Annotated in this window: 19 protein-coding genes; 7 read left to right on the forward strand and 12 right to left on the reverse strand. The window is 64.3% G+C overall.

The annotated features are described in order from the left end of the window. Nucleotides 1-5 precede the first annotated feature (5 nt). From ACYCTF_RS08340 to ACYCTF_RS08355, 4 genes are all read left to right on the forward strand, one after another. The gene (locus ACYCTF_RS08340; protein WP_461283500.1) at nt 6-629 is read left to right on the forward strand and encodes a 4Fe4S-binding leucine-rich repeat protein; all 624 of its coding nucleotides are present in this window, start codon (nt 6-8) and stop codon (nt 627-629) included. 83 nt (nt 630-712) lie between these two features. Then, on the forward strand, nt 713-1,087 hold the full coding sequence (locus ACYCTF_RS08345; RefSeq protein WP_461283501.1) for a DUF3024 domain-containing protein: 375 nt from the start codon (nt 713-715) through the stop codon (nt 1,085-1,087). Nucleotides 1,088-1,163: 76 nt separating this feature from the next. Then, nucleotides 1,164-1,535, forward strand: a complete 372-nt coding sequence (locus ACYCTF_RS08350) for a hypothetical protein (protein ID WP_461283502.1) — start codon at nt 1,164-1,166, stop codon at nt 1,533-1,535. A 52-nt stretch (nt 1,536-1,587) separates the two neighbouring features. Next, nucleotides 1,588-2,316 carry a cupredoxin domain-containing protein gene (locus tag ACYCTF_RS08355; RefSeq protein ID WP_461283503.1) on the forward strand — a complete coding sequence of 243 codons (729 nt, stop codon included), beginning with the start codon at nt 1,588-1,590 and terminating at the stop codon, nt 2,314-2,316. Here ACYCTF_RS08355 and ACYCTF_RS08360 read toward each other — a convergent pair. The 4 genes from ACYCTF_RS08360 to ACYCTF_RS08375 are packed head-to-tail and all read right to left on the reverse strand — an operon-like array spanning nt 2,231 to nt 4,679. Next, complete coding sequence (locus ACYCTF_RS08360; protein WP_461284779.1) at nt 2,231-2,860, reverse strand: hypothetical protein; 630 nt, start codon at nt 2,858-2,860, stop codon at nt 2,231-2,233. The genes ACYCTF_RS08355 and ACYCTF_RS08360 overlap by 86 nt on opposite strands. A gap of 12 nt (nt 2,861-2,872) precedes the next feature. After that, nucleotides 2,873-4,009 (reverse strand): NAD(P)/FAD-dependent oxidoreductase, encoded by a 1,137-nt coding sequence (locus ACYCTF_RS08365; RefSeq protein WP_461283505.1) that lies wholly within the window; start codon nt 4,007-4,009, stop codon nt 2,873-2,875. Between the two features lie 34 nt (nt 4,010-4,043). Further along, nucleotides 4,044-4,274: a sulfurtransferase TusA family protein gene (locus ACYCTF_RS08370; RefSeq protein ID WP_461283506.1), complete on the reverse strand. Its 231-nt coding sequence runs from the start codon at nt 4,272-4,274 to the stop codon at nt 4,044-4,046. A 15-nt stretch (nt 4,275-4,289) separates the two neighbouring features. Next, the gene (locus ACYCTF_RS08375) at nt 4,290-4,679 is read right to left on the reverse strand and encodes a DsrE/DsrF/DrsH-like family protein (RefSeq protein ID WP_461283507.1); all 390 of its coding nucleotides are present in this window, start codon (nt 4,677-4,679) and stop codon (nt 4,290-4,292) included. Between the two features lie 219 nt (nt 4,680-4,898). Between ACYCTF_RS08375 and ACYCTF_RS08380 the strand changes: the two genes are divergently transcribed. Together ACYCTF_RS08380 and ACYCTF_RS08385 are read left to right on the forward strand one after the other, a co-directional pair. Continuing rightward, complete coding sequence (locus ACYCTF_RS08380; RefSeq protein WP_461283508.1) at nt 4,899-6,197, forward strand: sigma-54 interaction domain-containing protein; 1,299 nt, start codon at nt 4,899-4,901, stop codon at nt 6,195-6,197. 119 nt (nt 6,198-6,316) lie between these two features. Next, nucleotides 6,317-6,844 (forward strand): DinB family protein, encoded by a 528-nt coding sequence (locus tag ACYCTF_RS08385; protein ID WP_461283509.1) that lies wholly within the window; start codon nt 6,317-6,319, stop codon nt 6,842-6,844. Here ACYCTF_RS08385 and ACYCTF_RS08390 read toward each other — a convergent pair. Both ACYCTF_RS08390 and purE read right to left on the reverse strand, forming a co-directional pair. Then, a complete protein-coding gene (locus ACYCTF_RS08390; RefSeq protein WP_461283510.1) occupies nt 6,841-7,926 on the reverse strand; it encodes a 5-(carboxyamino)imidazole ribonucleotide synthase in 1,086 nt (361 codons plus the stop codon). The genes ACYCTF_RS08385 and ACYCTF_RS08390 overlap by 4 nt on opposite strands. Further along, nucleotides 7,923-8,414, reverse strand: a complete 492-nt coding sequence (gene purE / locus ACYCTF_RS08395) for a 5-(carboxyamino)imidazole ribonucleotide mutase (protein WP_461283511.1) — start codon at nt 8,412-8,414, stop codon at nt 7,923-7,925. Before purE ends, ACYCTF_RS08390 begins: the two co-directional genes overlap by 4 nt. Before the next feature lie 397 nt (nt 8,415-8,811). On the opposite strand from purE, the gene ACYCTF_RS08400 reads away from it, so the two are divergent. Beyond that, a complete protein-coding gene (locus ACYCTF_RS08400; RefSeq protein WP_461283512.1) occupies nt 8,812-9,564 on the forward strand; it encodes a phosphatase PAP2 family protein in 753 nt (250 codons plus the stop codon). Between the two features lie 45 nt (nt 9,565-9,609). Here ACYCTF_RS08400 and ACYCTF_RS08405 read toward each other — a convergent pair whose 3' ends face one another. From ACYCTF_RS08405 to ACYCTF_RS08430, 6 genes are all read right to left on the reverse strand, one after another. Beyond that, the gene (locus ACYCTF_RS08405) at nt 9,610-12,087 is read right to left on the reverse strand and encodes a DEAD/DEAH box helicase (protein WP_461283513.1); all 2,478 of its coding nucleotides are present in this window, start codon (nt 12,085-12,087) and stop codon (nt 9,610-9,612) included. Between the two features lie 471 nt (nt 12,088-12,558). Beyond that, the gene (locus ACYCTF_RS08410) at nt 12,559-13,644 is read right to left on the reverse strand and encodes an L-threonylcarbamoyladenylate synthase (protein WP_461283514.1); all 1,086 of its coding nucleotides are present in this window, start codon (nt 13,642-13,644) and stop codon (nt 12,559-12,561) included. 25 nt (nt 13,645-13,669) lie between these two features. After that, entirely contained in the window at nt 13,670-13,939 is a 270-nt protein-coding gene (locus ACYCTF_RS08415) for a BrnA antitoxin family protein (RefSeq protein WP_461283515.1), read from the reverse strand. Next, entirely contained in the window at nt 13,899-14,171 is a 273-nt protein-coding gene (locus ACYCTF_RS08420) for a BrnT family toxin (RefSeq protein ID WP_461283516.1), read from the reverse strand. The genes ACYCTF_RS08415 and ACYCTF_RS08420 overlap by 41 nt, the downstream gene beginning before the upstream one ends. A 365-nt stretch (nt 14,172-14,536) precedes the next feature. Beyond that, entirely contained in the window at nt 14,537-15,241 is a 705-nt protein-coding gene (bioD, locus tag ACYCTF_RS08425) for a dethiobiotin synthase (protein ID WP_461283517.1), read from the reverse strand. Nucleotides 15,242-15,421: 180 nt separating this feature from the next. Further along, the coding region (locus tag ACYCTF_RS08430; protein WP_461283518.1) for an aminotransferase class III-fold pyridoxal phosphate-dependent enzyme at nt 15,422-15,847 on the reverse strand (426 nt) is incomplete at its 5' end.

The following is a 15,847-nucleotide window of genomic DNA, read 5'->3' on the forward strand; positions in this document are numbered from 1 at the left end:
GGCCAATGACGATCGATAGAGAGCAAAGCACGGTAACGGAGGGTGAGGACGCCTGCTCGGCATGCCGCGCCCGCGGCTGGCCTTGGCCACCACAATGCCGACCTGGATCCGCCTGCCTCTTCGCGCAGAACCCCTGGGGTGTCCACCGCTTTTTCCGATACAACCCGCTGCTCGGCACGCGTTGCGCCACGGCCGAATGGCCACAAACGGTGCGACGCGCCGCGGCCGCCCGCGCCCACCCCTATTTCGCACCCGAGCTTCTCCACGATCCGGATCGTCATGTACGGCGCCAAGCGATCAAACGCGCGGCGCGAGAACACATCGCGCCGCTGCGCGAGGATAGCGACCCCGGCGTCCGGGCCGCCGTGGCGCGCAAGCTCCTGGGCCATGATCTCATTATTATGATGGACGACCCGGAGGTCGCCATTCGTCGCATCGTGGCATCGCGGGTCACGGCCTACATGCTGCCGCTCATGCTCAGCGACACAGACCACCATGTCCGGCGCGTCCTGGCACGACGCATAGATGCATCCTGGCTCACGATCCTGGCGGAGGATCCCGTCGCCGACGTTCGGGCCATAGTCGCGGGCCGTTTACAATGGGCCGCGCAAGCCTCCCGCCTCGAGTAGACCATGAATGCGGCCGCGCTTCGCCTCGAGTACGCGACGGAGATCGAAAGGACAGCGGCAACCGCCCGCTGGCTTATAGACTCGTGAACGACGTCCGCCACTCCCACGAAACGTCGGCCCCAAGCCCGCCGACGCGCCCTGTCCACCCGAATGACGTGGATAGGCGCCGTATTCTACGGCTTCTCAAGAATCGGCGCCGGTACCGCTATACCCAGCCTGTCGTCCTTCCGGGCCCTGACGGCTACATCGTGCGCAGCCCCTGCTGCTCACGTCGAATCGACGGCACCGGCGGCGTGATAGACATCGCGTGGCTACGTTATCGTAGCGAACATAACATCTGGCACCTCTACCGACGCGATCACGCAACCGAGGCCTGGGTGATCCAGAGCGCGCAAGCTAGCCTTACCGAGGCCGTAGCCGAACTCAATAATGATCCGGCGCGTGTGTTCTGGGCGTGAAAGGCCTCTGCCGGGCCAAACCTCTGGTCCCAGTCGATGGCGCGCGACGGCTAAGGACGCGCACCCGGGCGCGATCATGGCGATCAGTCCGCGCCTGGACGCGGCCCAGGCTCGCGCAGCCCATGGGGCGGGCATAGAAACGAGCAAGGTGGACCCGGATGCGCAAATGATGCGCAAAGACTTACTCAAGGCGCTCGCGGCGCGCGGACTGCCGCGCGTCTATATGGTAGGGGGCCGCGCCTCTTCCGCGGGCTCCTTGTGGACAAGGTTGTCCAAAGACTCTCTCACCACCGCCTGTCGGCGGCTTGGGGGCGAAGAGGATGCCGAGACGCTGGTTGCCAAGGCCCCGCTCCCGCCACCGACCGAGGCCACGCTGCAACGCCGGGCTTTGGGTCTCGACGCGCAACCGCCGCAGATCTTGGCAAACTATGGCCTAGCCTCGTATTGACCGGCACGAAGAGGGTTGCTATGATGACGCTCCATAATTCGCCACGTCTCCCATGAACCCGCGTTCGCACACCCAAGCCCTGCTCGCCATACTCGCCATACTCGCCTTCCCCGTGACAGGGGTTCACGCCGCCATGAGCGCCACCAACACTGCGACACCCATGATGATGGCGACCAGCGGCCCTGCGCCCGTCGCGGGCTCGCGCCTCTCCTGGAGGCGGGGACGGATGGTATTGCGTAACTCCGAGCTCGCGGGCGTCCATCATGGGGGCCGGACGCTTATATTCCGGGGCAAACGGGTCGCCATCGCGCTCGTCGCCCATGCCCCGCGCCATCCAGACATGAGCTTCGAGACCGGAGGTCTCACCAACCCCACCCTCTGCGTATCGCAGGGCGCCCAAGTGACGCTCGAGGTCATGAACATGGACTACGGTCCCGGGATGGCTCACGGCCTTGTCATTACGTCGGCCAAGCCCCCCTATCCCGCACGACTCAGGCGACACCTGCCTCACGTCCTGGCCGATATCCCGCCCCTGCCGCCCCGATCGCGCGCTCGCCTACAGACGGCGCGCTATGCCGAACAGACCGTCCGCTTCATCGCCGGACGCCCCGGGATCTACTATTACATCTGCCCGGTCCCAGGCCATGCCCTGGCCTTTCGAATGTATGGCCGCTTCATTGTCTATCCGGCCGGCCTCAAGACGTGCCCCCGATCTTCAAAGCCCGACGCGCATACAGCAACAAGGCCTGTAACACCCTCTGATTCTCGGCGTCCTTCATAAGCGTCCAAAGCCCAGCGATGCCACCCGAAGGCCGGGGTACGGTGGCGAGATCTTGGGGGAGCTTGGTGGCAGCATCGACGAAATTCGCAAGCGCCCCACCCTCCGACGCACGCTCGAGAAGGTCCAATACAACGGGGAGTGCCTGCAAACCACGATCAAGGAGTGCCGGGGTGAGGCGCTCCTCGATGTGTCCCCACATGCGGGCATAGTAGCCGTCATCCAACCGTCCTAGGCGATCCATGAGCGTCATAGTCCGACTGGCAAGGCCCGCGAGGCGGACCACGAGATCGTCGGTTAGGGCGTCCTCCGCGGCACCTAGGAGTCGCGCGAGATGCGCAAGACGCGCCAAGTCTCCCGAGGCGGCCAGTTGGCCCAAGACCGGGAGGATCTCTGCGATCCTGTGACGCTGCACATCGTCAAGCAGATCCAGCCCCTGGCTTGCCGCTTGGGCCAGTCGCCCGATCATCTCGTCGGTCAGGGTTTCGAAAGCGGCCTCGCTCAAGACCTCGGCGGCACTTGCGGCGTTCATCTTATCGGTCGACATGGTGATCGCTCCTTACAGAAGGCCGCGTACGCTATTCCAGTACAAGCGATTGTAGGCAAGCTTGAACCAATGGATGGCGCGCGTCGGAGGCTGGGGCTTGGGCGGGTTCTTGTAATCAAAGGACGCATAGGTTGCGCGGTCCTTGCCGGCCTCGATGAAGCAAAAGACCTTTCCTTCATAGGAGCGCATCGGTCCGCCCCCGGTTGCAAGCTGCGCGAGGTTCTCCCCCAAGACCTCGGCCTCGTAATGCGCGGTGGACCCGGCTTTGCTGATCGGCAGATTCGTGGTGTCGCCGAGAACGAAGACGTTGTCGCGCCCCTCCATGGCGAGTGTGGCGCGGTTGGTGGGGATCCAGCCCGACGCCCCGAGCTTGTTCTGCTCTACGACTTCCATGCCCTTGTGAGGCGGCACCGCGATCAGCAGGTCGTATTCCACGACGCTCCCCTCCTCGCTATGGACCCGTCTCTGGGCACCGTCGACCTCCTTGGCGTTGAACAAGGTCTCGTAGGTCACCCCCATACGATCGAACTCGGGCGCTGCCCATTTGGCGACATTCTCGAGCGAATGGATGCGTCCTATCGGATAGGTGTACTTGAAGCTGACCTTGTCGAGCAGATCGCGATCCTTGAAATAGTCATACATCATAAAGGTGAGTTCGAGCGGCACCATGGGGCACTTGTGGGGCACACCGGTCACGATCGCGATCCGCCCCCCCTCGAAGGTCCGCAAGGCCTCGGCAGTCTTGAGCGCCGCCTCCTCCGTATACACATGGTGCGCGCTCTCCATGAGGCCCGGGACGGCATTCAGGGTCGGCCGCGACCCCGTGCATATAGCGAGATAGTCGTAACCATACGTCTTGCCGCTCTTGGCCTTCACCTCGTTGTGGTCCAAGTCGAAGGTTTCAACCGGATCCACATGGAAGTGGATGGACGGGTCCAGGAGCGTCTCCTGGTCGACATAAAGATCCGACGCGGCCATCTTGCCAAACGCGACATAAAGGAGGCCCGGCTGATACATATGGCGCGGGCTGGCGGAGAGGACGGTCACAGAGACGTGCGACGCGTCCATCTCGCGACGGAGTCTGCGCGCCAGATTGTTGGCCAGGATCGTGCCGCCCGTCCCACCACCGATTATGAGTATTCTTTTCATGAGATTTGATCTCCTCCAGCTCCCGAAACACCAATCACTTGGCCTTGCGAACACGCAGACGGAAGACGCCTGCCTCCTCCGAGCTTGATATCAAAGTGTGTCCGACCTTCTTGATCCACTCCGGAATGTCCTCGGCCGAGCCACGATCCGTCGACAACACCTCGAGCTCCTCTCCGACGCCCGCCGCCTTCATCGCGGCGATCAACTCCATAAGGGGCCCTGGACAGAAGCTCCCGCGGGCATCGACAATCTTCGCTTCGCTCATATTTCCCCTATTCGCTCAAAAGGTAAGGACATGGCTGCCTTCCAGTTCCGCCAGGAACTTCGTGAGCCCCGTCGGTTTATCGAGATACGGCAGGAGATCGCCCGGCCCCAGGGAAAGGATGTCCATGGCCATGGAGCACGGGTAGATCTTCACGGACCCGAGATCTACGGCCTGCGCAAACAGGTCCTGGAAACGTGGCGCATGGCGCGCCTTGAGCAAGCGGCCCACCTCGCCCTCGGCGGGCGCCTCGGGGGCACCTTCGCGCCGAAAAAACGCGAGCGCGTTCATGGACACGAACAGGCCCACGTCACTGCCGCCGGCGGCGGCGACGGCCGCAGTCATGGCCGCCATTTGCAATTTCTCGCGGGTACCGGAGGTAACTATGATGCATAAGCGATCAGACATGGGACTCCCGAAAGACTGCGCGCTTCCTGAAAGTCGCGCGACAATTGAGACATCGCACAGAGAGCAATTGCCGTGCCACGAACCCCTTGGGGCCCGAAGGGCGCAAAAACCCAATATGTGGGGCCTGACGAGGTCTTGTGGGTCGGGTTGACATGACAGCCCTGGCAGTGGTGTCATGACACCATGTCAGAGAGCTCCCTACCCCCCACGCATGAGTCGGTGCAATCGCTGATCGACATGCATGAGCACCCGGCAGTGCTCATTGACCGCAGCTATCGCATCGTCGCGGCCAATCGCGCCTACCGGAACACCTATGGACTGAAAAGCGAACAGCTGATCGGCCGCCATTGTTACGAGGTCTCCCATCACCGCGACTCGCCTTGCCATCTGCATGGCGAGGATTGCCCGCATCAGCAGGTCTTCGCGCGCGGCGAGATTCAACGAGTCGTACACACGCATTTCGACGCGAAGGGCCGGCCCGAATACGTCGGAATCAAGGGGTACCCGGTAAAGCTTCCCAACGGTGAGACCTGTCTCGGGGAATCGATCCAGCGGCTTGCGCCGCCCGGCGAACTAGACTGCGAAGAGATGCGCATGGTCGGAAGGTCGCGCCCCTTACTGCACGCGATCGATCAATTGAGTCGTGCGGCCGCAAGCCCAGCGCCGGTCCTTCTCTCGGGCGAAAGCGGGGTCGGCAAGGAACTCGCGGCCCGCTATCTCCATGACCGCGGCCCGCGCCGCAGTGGTCCGTTTGTGGCGGTCGACTGCACGACGCTTCCCGAGGGTCTCTTCGAGAGCGAGATGTTCGGCCATGAAGTCGGCGCCTTCACGGGCTGCGTCGGCCGCAAAATCGGACTGTTCGAGGGTGCGCGCGACGGCACTCTTTTCCTAGACGAGGTCGGCGAGATCCCGCTTGCCATGCAGGCCAAACTCCTGCGAGCGCTGGAGACGGGGACTTTCCGCCGGGTCGGAGGACGCGAGATCCTGCATGCCGACATTCGCCTCGTGGCTGCGACCAACCGGGACATGAAGAACGCGGTCGCCACCGGTCGCTTCCGCGAGGACCTGTACTACCGCATCGCCTGCGTGACCATCAGCCTGCCGTCGCTGCGTGAACGGCGCGCCGACATTCCGCTCTTGGTCGAGGCCTTGCTAACCCGCATCAACGCCGCCAACGGGCGCCACGCCCGGCTAAGTGAACAGGCCTGGGCGCGCATCATGCGCCATGACTTTCCGGGCAATGTGCGTGAATTGCGCAATATCCTGCAACGCGCGGTGGCACTCTGTCACGGCCAAACGATAGAGCCCGAAGATCTCGGTCTCGAACAAGAGGCCGTGCCGACGATGCCGGCTGCCGCGGCCGACCGAAACCACGGCGACCACCAACAGCTCGCGGCGCTCGCCGAACGCTATGGCGGCAACCGCCGGGCGATGGCCGATGCCCTGGGCGTCAGCGAACGCACGCTTTATCGGCGCCTGGGGCGCCACAAACTCGCGACGCGAAGTACAGACGCCTAAGGCGCCTTTAATGGCGGCCCGCGCCGGACAAGAGACTATCGCCCGTCGCCCCGGGTCCATGTCGGGACTATCCTCAGGCGTATACCTAGGAAGATGCCACCCCAGCAGACGGAGGCCGCATGACTGAACTCGAACGATTCCGGTCGCTTTTCGACCAAGAAGTGTTGCACGCCTTCGATTATTTGCAACTGATCGATGAGTCGCAGTGGCGTGGTATCCCGCGGGACTCGGAGGCCCTCTATCTCGGCACACGCATTAACAAAATCACCATCGCGGCACTGGCCCGTCACTTGGCGACCGCCGAATCGCACTGGATCAGTCGCTTACCGCAGGTCCCCGACAATGGCAGTATGCCCATGGCGGAGAAAGACCCCGCGATTGAGGCCGTGAAGACAGTCCCGAGTTTTATAGCGATCTACGAAAAACGGCACCAAGAAAACATGGGTCGGCTCGCGGCCTTGCGCGAAAAGGACCTCGGCAAGCCGCTCGTGTTCGCCGGGCGCCGCTACACTGGCATGGGCTTCTTGTGGTCGGTGATGGGCCACCACGCCTACCATCTGGGCCAGATGGATCTTCTGATGCGGCAACAGGACCTGGAGGCGCCCGAATACATGGAATGGCGTGAAAAGGACCGGATCCTGGGTTAGGCCAGGGCCCCGAGGGCAGCAAGCCGCGCCAACGACTCCCGCAACTCGGCCTCCCCCGGCGCGCGCACGGTGGCATGCCCCACCTTGCGGCCAGGGCGCGGCGCCTTGCCGTAGACATGCAGGTGCGCCCCTGGCACCGCGAGAACCGCCGCGGCCTCGGGCAGGCACCCCACGAAATTGACCATGCCCGCCGCCGCCAGAGGGCGCGTGGCGCCAAGCGGCAGGCCCGTAACGGCGCGCAAATGGTTTTCGAACTGGCTCGTCTCGGCGCCCTCGATCGTCCAATGGCCGGAGTTGTGGACCCGCGGGGCCATCTCGTTGGCGATCAGATCACGACCCTTCTGAAAAAACTCGACAGCCAGGACCCCCACATAATCGAGATGCTCGAGAAGGCGCCGCGCATAGTCCCAGGCCTGGGCCGTCATCGGGTCGCCGGGCTGCGCCACGGATTGCACCAGCACGCCGTTTCTGTGGACGTTTTCCGTCAAAGGATAGAAGCGCGCGTCACCTAAACGGTCCCGCACGGCGATCAAGGACACCTCGCGATCAAAAGCCACGAAACCCTCAAGGATGAGGGGCGACCCGCAGAGCGCCGCAAACGCACTCTCCGCATCCGCCGCATCGCGTAAAACCCGCTGCCCCTTGCCGTCATAGCCCATGGTCCGCGTCTTCAGGACCGCGGGCCTGCCCACGGCCATAAGTCCCCGCTCGAGGTCGGCGCGTGTGTCGACTGCGACAAACGGCGGCGTCGGAATGCCGAGATCGGCGAAGAGCCGCTTCTCGTGCCAACGGTCGCGGGCTGCGGCCAAGGCTTTGGGGCCGGGGTGCACGGCGACCCGTGACGCCAAACGGCGCAGGCTCGCCTCCGGCACATTCTCGAACTCGTAAGTTACAACCGAGACGCGGCGCGCCAGCTGATCGAGCAACTCCTCGTCACCATAATCCCCGCGAAGGAGTTCCCCCGCGCTACGCGCGCAGGCATCAGCGGCTGGATCCAGAAACAGGCATTGGATGCCGAGCGGCTGGCCGGCCAGGGCCAGCATCTTGGCAAGCTGCCCGCCGCCCATAACACCGACAATCATGGGACGCGCGGGTCCGGGTGCCCAAGCACCGTCTCGGTCTGGCGCGCGCGGAAATCTGCAAGGGCCTCATGGATCGTTGTGTCATGCGCGGCCAAAAGCGCCGCCGCGAACAAGGCCGCATTGACCGCCCCGGCCTTGCCTATGGCGAAGGTCGCGACCGGAACGCCGGCCGGCATCTGCACGATGGACAAGAGCGAGTCCAGCCCCTGCAAGGCCCGGGACTGTACGGGCACGCCCAGCACCGGAAGGGTGGTCTTGGCCGCCACCATGCCCGGGAGATGAGCGGCCCCACCCGCCCCGGCGATGATGGCCTGGAGTCCGCGCCCCGCGGCCTCCGTGGCGTAATGAAAGAGCAGGTCGGGCGTACGGTGCGCCGAGACGACCTGGACCTCATGGGCCACGCCCAGATCGGTCAGTATCTGCGCGGCATGCTGCATCGTGTCCCAATCGGAACGCGATCCCATGATGATACCCACAAGCGCCGACATAGCCCCCCCACCAATCGAATCCGGCCAGCGTGACGGTCCGCCACGAACTGTGGACCCACGGATCGGCAATATTGTGGCATACGGCGCGCCTTCGTGTCCCCCACGCATCAACCACGGCCGGACCCAAACGGCCGCGAGTCGCCCGTCGACCATACCACGCCCCAGCCGAAAGGCCAGGCCCGCAGTTCGCGCAGGCCCCGGGCCCCAAGGTGCGCAGGAAGCGCAAGATCACAGGCCCGGGACCGCATCCGGCCCCCGACGGGGTCTCGCGACGCGGGTGGCAAGACCGAAATGTCGGCCCGGTGCGCGGCGACAGATTGCATGTCGAGGCCGCAGGCTTTATGGTTCCGGTCAAGGAAGACATTGCTTCGACAGAACGAAATGGGAAGGGATGCCTGTGAAAACCATTCGCTACTTCGCCGCATGGGTGCTCGTGTTGAATCTTGCGACGGCGCCCTTCGCGCCTGCCCAGGCCAAAACCGCACCCTCCGCCAACCAAAGCATCGCCCGGGACTTCACGCACCCATCCTCGGCACTCGGCGCCCTGGGCGACACAACCTTGATGGGTGTGGGTCTCGGCCTTCTGGATTATGCGGGCCTGCACAATCTCGATCACCCCGTTGCGCAAGACAATCACGGCGTCTACGCGATCGCCAAAACCCCAAATTTTCCGTTCGAGCTCATCATGGTGACCCTCGGCGGCGCGATCTGGGAAGGCGGTCAGACGCGCCTGGGGCACACGCTCTGGCAAAGCCTTGACGCCGCGGCGCTCGCCGGCGTCTCCACGCAGATCCTGAAATTCACCTTCCAGCGCAACCGCCCCTCGCAGAGCCCGAACAATCCAAACCTCTGGTTTCAGGGCCTCCACTCGCAAAGCTTCCCGAGCGGCGACGTCTCGTCGATCACAGCGCTGGTCACGCCGCTTATCCTCACCTACAAACGACGCGATCCCGCGATCTGGGCGCTCGCCTTGGTCCCGGCCTTCGACATGGTGGCGCGGGTCAAGGCCCACGGACATTGGGAAACCGATGTGGCAGCCGGTGCGGCAATCGGTGCGCTAAGCGGCTACTACGCCCACGAACGCCATAGCCCCTTCATATTGAGCTTGCTCCCGCACGGCTTCTACATGGGCCTGAAGACCGCCTTCTAAGCTGAGAGGCTCGGCGCGTCGTCCGAAAATCGCCAACATGAATCATCAGGACGTCTCGCGGGGACTCAGCATTTCCGCCAATCGCGAAAGTGCGGCGGCGAGTTCACGAGTCGTCTCGGGCGACGGAAGCGGTATCTTGAGCGAGGACTGACCCGTAACCACGTCGCGCTCGACCCACGGGTGGGCCGGACCGTCATCGCGAGCGGCCGCCATAGCCGTTACAAATTCGCGCCCCAAACCGATAAGCGCGGTCCAGGGATCGCGCGCCACACCCGATGGGGCTCGACTGGACTTGGCCTCCCCGCCCCGCGTCGCCTGCGGACGGTCGGCGCCATCTTTGGAATGGACTGCCTCCGATCCCACGCCCACCTCCGGCTCCGTCTTCTCGAAAGCGTGCTCCTCGGCGGGCGTCACCTGCTCCGCCTCACCCATACGCCCGGTGACATTCTCGACATCTTTCATGAAGCGGTTGAGGCGCGAGCCGCCGAGCGACACCTCGCCCGTTCCCCCGTCCAGTACGCCGGCGGACAACGAGCGTTTGAACGCAAGCACCGAGAGCATGCCCTCTTCTATGGTCCCCTTGGCCACGTAATTCACGACACGCACCGGGTGCTTTTGCCCCATACGGTGTATGCGTGCGATGCGCTGCTCGAGGATCGCGGGATTCCAGGGCAGATCCATGTTGATCAAGGTGCTGGCGTGTTGCAGGTTGAGACCCGTGCTGCCAGCATCCGTGGACAGAAAAACCCGGCAGTCCGGATCCTCGCGGAACCTGCGGACGAGCGCGGGACGTTTCTCCGAGGGGACCCCACCGTGAAAGCTCACATACCCCACACCGCGGGCCTTGAGTCTGCGAATGACGATGTCATGACTGCGCGTCCACTGGGAGAAGACCACGGCCTTGCCCTTTTGCGCCGCAAGGTCGTCTATCAGCGCTACTAATTCGTCGGCCTTTACGCCATGATCGCTCTCCTGATCAAGGAGATAGGTGCTGTTACAGGCCATGCGCATATTCTGCAGGGCGCAGGTAAGACGTCTCTGGTCCTTGTCCGACAGAAAGCGCGTCTTACGCCAGCGCTGAACGATACGCGCGACGATGTCCGCGTTTTCCTCGTGATAACGCAGCTGCGCCTCCGTCATGGGGACGAGGACAGTGCTATCGGTACGGCCCGGAAGCTGGCGCAGGACCTCGGCCTTGCGCCGCCGGATCATGATGGGCGCAAGCGTCTGGCCAATTCTTTCAAGGCCGGTATAGCCGGTTACCCGTCCCACCTCGTCGCGCACCTGGTGCTCATGTAATAGCCTCCAGGTGGGCCCGAGCCTGTGCTGATCCACAAACTGAACGATCGAAATCAATTCCTCAAGCTTATTCTCGAGTGGCGTCCCGGTGAGCACGATGGCATAGGGACTGTCGATACGCTTCAAGGCGCGTGCCGCGATCGTGTTCCAGTTCTTGATGCGCTGCGCCTCGTCGACGATAACGAGTTCCGGCGCCCAGTCGGCGATAAGCTCGAGGTCGGGGTTGAGCTTTTCATAATTGGTGATCTTGCAGAAGTCGTCCTGCGCATAATCCTTCTGCCGCTGCGCGCGGCCTCCCGCTATCACGCACGCCTTGCGGCCGGCGAAACGCAGCATCTCGCCCTGCCATTGATACTTGAGCGACGTAGGGCAGATCACCAACACACGCGAGACCCCGAAGTGCCGCGCCAGGATCTCGGCGGCGGCGATCGCCTGCGCGGTCTTGCCAAGCCCCATCTCGTCGCCTATCAGGGCGCGCCCCGCGCGCACCGCGAACAAAGCGCCCTCGACCTGATAAGGGTAAAGCGCAAGCTTCATGAGCCGCGCGCGACCCCAATCGGCGGCGCCACGTGGGAATAGGTGGTCGAGAATCTGGGCCCTGCGCGCGGCATCGCGCAGTCCGGCGACAAAATCCCGAACCTCCTCCGGGACCTGCAGCTCATGCCCCACCTTGGCCGCAGCGGCGATAAATGACTCCAGTTCGCCGACACGGTCGGGGCGCAAGTCCCCATGCGTTTCCTCGAAAAATCGGCGAGCCTCCTTGTGCAAAGCCGTCGGGCAGTCGGTACCGGGGCGAAAACGGACCCACCGATGATCGCCATTATGCAAAACTAGCTCCGAAAATGCCGGCCGATAGCCGCGCGCGAAGACAGCCTTGGCGCCCCGCTTTTTCAGGAGCCTAGCGAGCACGAACTCGATATGCTTGCAGGTGCCCAACTCGTTGGTCGCGAAGTCCGGGCAGGAGCAACGGTTGTCGTCCACATCCAATCCTCGAATCGCTACCCGATAGCGGGATCGACTCGCCGGATTGGTCACCTGGTAGTCGGAGAATATCGGCTCATCCCCGAGATTTTCCCAGCGAAACGCCTGCTCGCGCCCGAATTGCCGGCGCAAAGCGCGCTGCCAGTCAGCGGGGGTAAGGTCGGCGGGTTTGTGGGTGTGGGATATCTTCGGTGGCGCGCGCCTCTTGGGGCGCGAACGGGTCTTGGAACTTTCAGTTCTCATGGATTCCTCAGGAAGCTTATCCGTGATGTCGGCGACGGGTCGGGTGATGCAGACCATTCCATGTCACGGACAAGTGTGTCAGTCTCAGCCGACCCTTCACCGTGCGGTCGGCGGTCGAGACCACGCATCCGCACGGTCCACGTCCAGTATGTGCCGCGCGCCTCAATCTCCTTCGCGGCGGACCCGATCATCCAAGGATCGTGGCGCCGCCTTCCTTATTGCCACGCGACATGCGCACGATACCGGTTCCCCCAGAGGATTGCACAACCAGGACCGCCACGTCGATGTCTCAGCCCAGGAGGGACGCCCTGGAGACAAGCGACCGGTCCGGGCGCGCCTTGTTTGAGGTCCGGCCGCCCCATGGTAGCGAAGATCCGGGGTGCCCGCCGGATAGGGCCCACAAGCACAGGCGCAATCAGGCCCCCTGGCGGCCATCGCGCCGAGCCCCGCCATCGCCGGTGCAGCCCGCAACTATTCTTTGGGCGATCGGATAGGGCGACCATGAAAACCGTGACCCCTCGGGCCGCGCGCCACGCCGGACCCCTGGCGCGCCCGAGTCTCGCGGGTGGAATCGCCCCTGGCGGCGCGCTCCAGGCGGTCACGGACCGCGTCCCATGCCTCGGTGGCGGGCGGCCGCTCGACCAGAACCACGCGGCAAGCCCAGCGATCGATCGCGCGCAGGCGCGCATACAACGCGCGACCATAGGCGTCGGCCGCCCGCGGCATCACCAGCCAGCGGCACCGCACAGGTCTCCGGGCCGGAGGATGGAGGGCCATCACCGCCAGGGGCCGGGGCGCATGGCGCCACTCGCGATCCGGGTCGGTGATGAGCCGTAAGGGCGTCGCGGGCGCGTAATGGGAAGGGAGACGTCCGGGGGCGCGTGGACCGCCGATCGCTAATAATATCGGTGTCCGGCCGATGACCGCGGCCAGCGCCCGTGGCGCCACCGCCCCCGGACGCAGGAGGTACGGCACGGGTCCGCTGAGATCGAGAATGGTGGACTCGAGGCCGACTGCACAAGCGCCGCCATCGAGGATCATATCCACCGCGCCCCCGAGGCCATAAGCGACATGCGCGGCGGTGGTCGGGCTCACGCCGCCAAAGGGATTGGCCGAGGGGGCGGCGAGTCCGCGCCCGAAGACCCTGAGCAGGGCAAGCGCCATCGGGTGCGCCGGGACGCGCAGACCGACCGTGTCTTGGCCCCCCGTGACGCTATCGGAGAGACCTGGGGCACGACGCATAATCAGCGTCAGGGGTCCCGGCCAGAAGTGTTCGGCAAGCCGCCAAGCGACAGGCGGGATGTCACGCGCGTAGTGGCGCATCTGATCGGCATCGCTGATATGGACGATCAGAGGATGGTCGGCCGGACGCCCCTTGGCTGCAAACACGCGCGCCACCGCCAGGGCGTTATGCGCGTCTGCCGCCAGACCGTAGACCGTCTCGGTCGGAAACGCGACCAGACCGCCGCGATCCAGGATTCCGGCGGCGCGCGCGATCTCCGATTCCACGACCCGGCACCCGGGCCGCGGCGCACCATCAAGCTGAACCGGGTTCATTCATCGGTACTCTGGAAGTCCCAGCTCAGGCCGGGGAGTGGGTCTTGAGCCAGTCCTTCAGGGCGGCATTCATGCGCGTCTGCCAGCCTTTGCCAGTGGCCTTGAAGGCTTCTATCACATCAGCGTCATACCGTACCGTTAATGCTAGCTTGGGCGCTTCGGCCTTCGGACGGCCTCGGCGCACCAGCTTGCCGCCGACATACTCGTCTGCCTGTTCGAAGAACTCGTCACTCAGTTCCGGCGCATCGTCCGGATCAATCCACTCGGTGGGCGTACCGTGTTTGTTCGCGCTCATTGGCTTTCCTCATGCTGATGATGCGGCGCGCTTCGCCGCGGGGCGTCCAGACCATGACCACCATCCGGCCATCCAGCTTTCCGACCGTGATGTAGCGCGGCTCGCTGTAGTCCTCGCGGGTATCTTCGGCTGTGAAGTGCCGCCCCGCGAACACCTCGTCGGCACAGGCAAAATCCAGGCCCCGCTCAATCATGGTCTTGTCGCGCTTGTCAGGATCGAAATCGATCTCCATGAGCAATTAGTGTAGTTACAATAATTATGGTCGTCAACTCATGAACGGTGGCTGTCACCACGACGCACACCCAAGCTGTACAGTCGCGCCCGCCCCCCGCCAGTACCGGCTCCCGCTCGACCGGTGTCGCGCTGGGCAAGGTATGTGTCCCGATGGGTACAACGAATACCGGGGACGCGCCTCCCACCGGCTCGTGCCGCTCCTATGGTAACCAGCGCCCCCATCGAATATCGTTGGGTTTCGTAGGCGACATGGGTTCGCAGGAACAGCGCCCTTCGGCAAGGGTCGAGACGTTCCACCGCCCGCAACGTGGACACGTTTGATCCGGCGCCTGAGCCCTGGCGCACCATCAAGCTGAACCGGGGTCATTCGTGGGTACCCTGGGCGAGTGCGGCGATAATCGCCGTCAAGGAAGGGGCGACTGCACGCCAGACTCCAGTGTCGCCTTCGGTATCGTGATAGGGGATGACGACCGGATCAATCCGAAGCCAACGGGCAAGATCGGCACCGTTATCCATTTGTGGGTCGCCACCCGGCGTTGTCTGGTTCAACACGACCCCGGCCAGGACCAGCCCGCGACGCGCGACAGCCTCGACGGTCAGCAGGGCCTGGTGGATGGCGCCGAGCCGGTCGGCGCTTACGATCAGCACCGGCAGGCCGAGGGCCACGGCTAGGTCGGCATTCAGGGCATCGGCCGTGAGCGGCGAATAGAATCCGCCAGCGCCCTCCACCAACAGAAAATCCCCAGGGCAGACCTCTGCACGACACGCCTCGATCAAGTCGTCCAGGCGCAGAGTCCGCCCCTCCAAGGCTGCCGCGCGCTCGGGCGAGAGCGGTGCGCGAAACCGGTAAGGCCCGATACGCGCAAGCGCCTCCCGGCCCCCGATCGCCGTATAATAAGCCTCGCGGTCGCCGGAAGGGACGCCGCCCGATTCCGCGGTGCAGCCCGATTCCACGGGCTTGCGTGGCCGCACGGCGAGACCCTCGAGGGACAATCGCCAAGCCAGCGCGGCACCGACAACGGTCTTGCCGACGCCCGTGTCGCTCCCTGTGATAAACACCCCCCGCATCGCACCTCCCCGCTCTTGACCACCCATGACTGAATCTCCCCACGGCATTGCGCACAGGCCCGCATGCGGACCGTTCAGCAACCGTGGCCCACCATCAAGAAACCGCTGTCCAGAAAACCCCGCATCCCGCGCATTGCGGCCGAATGCTTAGCCTCGACGAATGCAGCTTTTCGCCCTCTATCAGATATCCGACAGCACGGCCGCGATAGTCGCGGTCAAGGTCGACAGATCCTCCGGACTTATGACATAGGGAGGCATCAGATAGACCAGCCGGCCAAAAGGACGCAACCACACGCCGGCGTCCACGAACCGTGCCGTAAGCGCGGCCAGATCGAGGGCTTCGCGGGTCTCCACGACCCCGATCGCACCCAGCACCCGGACATCACCGACCGCGGCCAGTCCGCGACAGGCGTCGAGCTCGCGCGCCAACTGGTCGGCGATCCGCCCGACCCGGGCCTGCCAATCGCTCGCAATCAGCAGATCGATGCTGGCCACCGCAGCCGCGCACGCCAGCGGGTTGGCCATGAACGTCGGCCCATGCATGAGGCAGCCGGCCTCGCCACGCCCAATCACTGTGGCGATCTCGGCGGTCGTCATAGTCGCGGC

Source organism: Acidiferrobacter sp. (assembly GCF_054609335.1).

Coding starts and splice junctions, on each gene's coding strand:
- ACYCTF_RS08340 (WP_461283500.1), top strand. CDS start 6: ATGACGATCGATAGAGAGCAAAGCACGGTAACGGAGGGTGAGGACGCC.
- ACYCTF_RS08350 (WP_461283502.1), top strand. CDS start 1,164: ATGGCGATCAGTCCGCGCCTGGACGCGGCCCAGGCTCGCGCAGCCCAT.
- ACYCTF_RS08355 (WP_461283503.1), top strand. CDS start 1,588: ATGAACCCGCGTTCGCACACCCAAGCCCTGCTCGCCATACTCGCCATA.
- ACYCTF_RS08360 (WP_461284779.1), bottom strand. CDS start 2,860: ATGTCGACCGATAAGATGAACGCCGCAAGTGCCGCCGAGGTCTTGAGC.
- ACYCTF_RS08365 (WP_461283505.1), bottom strand. CDS start 4,009: ATGAAAAGAATACTCATAATCGGTGGTGGGACGGGCGGCACGATCCTG.
- ACYCTF_RS08370 (WP_461283506.1), bottom strand. CDS start 4,274: ATGAGCGAAGCGAAGATTGTCGATGCCCGCGGGAGCTTCTGTCCAGGG.
- ACYCTF_RS08375 (WP_461283507.1), bottom strand. CDS start 4,679: ATGTCTGATCGCTTATGCATCATAGTTACCTCCGGTACCCGCGAGAAA.
- ACYCTF_RS08385 (WP_461283509.1), top strand. CDS start 6,317: ATGACTGAACTCGAACGATTCCGGTCGCTTTTCGACCAAGAAGTGTTG.
- ACYCTF_RS08390 (WP_461283510.1), bottom strand. CDS start 7,926: ATGATTGTCGGTGTTATGGGCGGCGGGCAGCTTGCCAAGATGCTGGCC.
- purE (WP_461283511.1), bottom strand. CDS start 8,414: ATGTCGGCGCTTGTGGGTATCATCATGGGATCGCGTTCCGATTGGGAC.
- ACYCTF_RS08405 (WP_461283513.1), bottom strand. CDS start 12,087: ATGAGAACTGAAAGTTCCAAGACCCGTTCGCGCCCCAAGAGGCGCGCG.
- ACYCTF_RS08410 (WP_461283514.1), bottom strand. CDS start 13,644: ATGAACCCGGTTCAGCTTGATGGTGCGCCGCGGCCCGGGTGCCGGGTC.
- ACYCTF_RS08415 (WP_461283515.1), bottom strand. CDS start 13,939: ATGAGCGCGAACAAACACGGTACGCCCACCGAGTGGATTGATCCGGAC.
- ACYCTF_RS08420 (WP_461283516.1), bottom strand. CDS start 14,171: ATGGAGATCGATTTCGATCCTGACAAGCGCGACAAGACCATGATTGAG.
- bioD (WP_461283517.1), bottom strand. CDS start 15,241: ATGCGGGGGGTGTTTATCACAGGGAGCGACACGGGCGTCGGCAAGACC.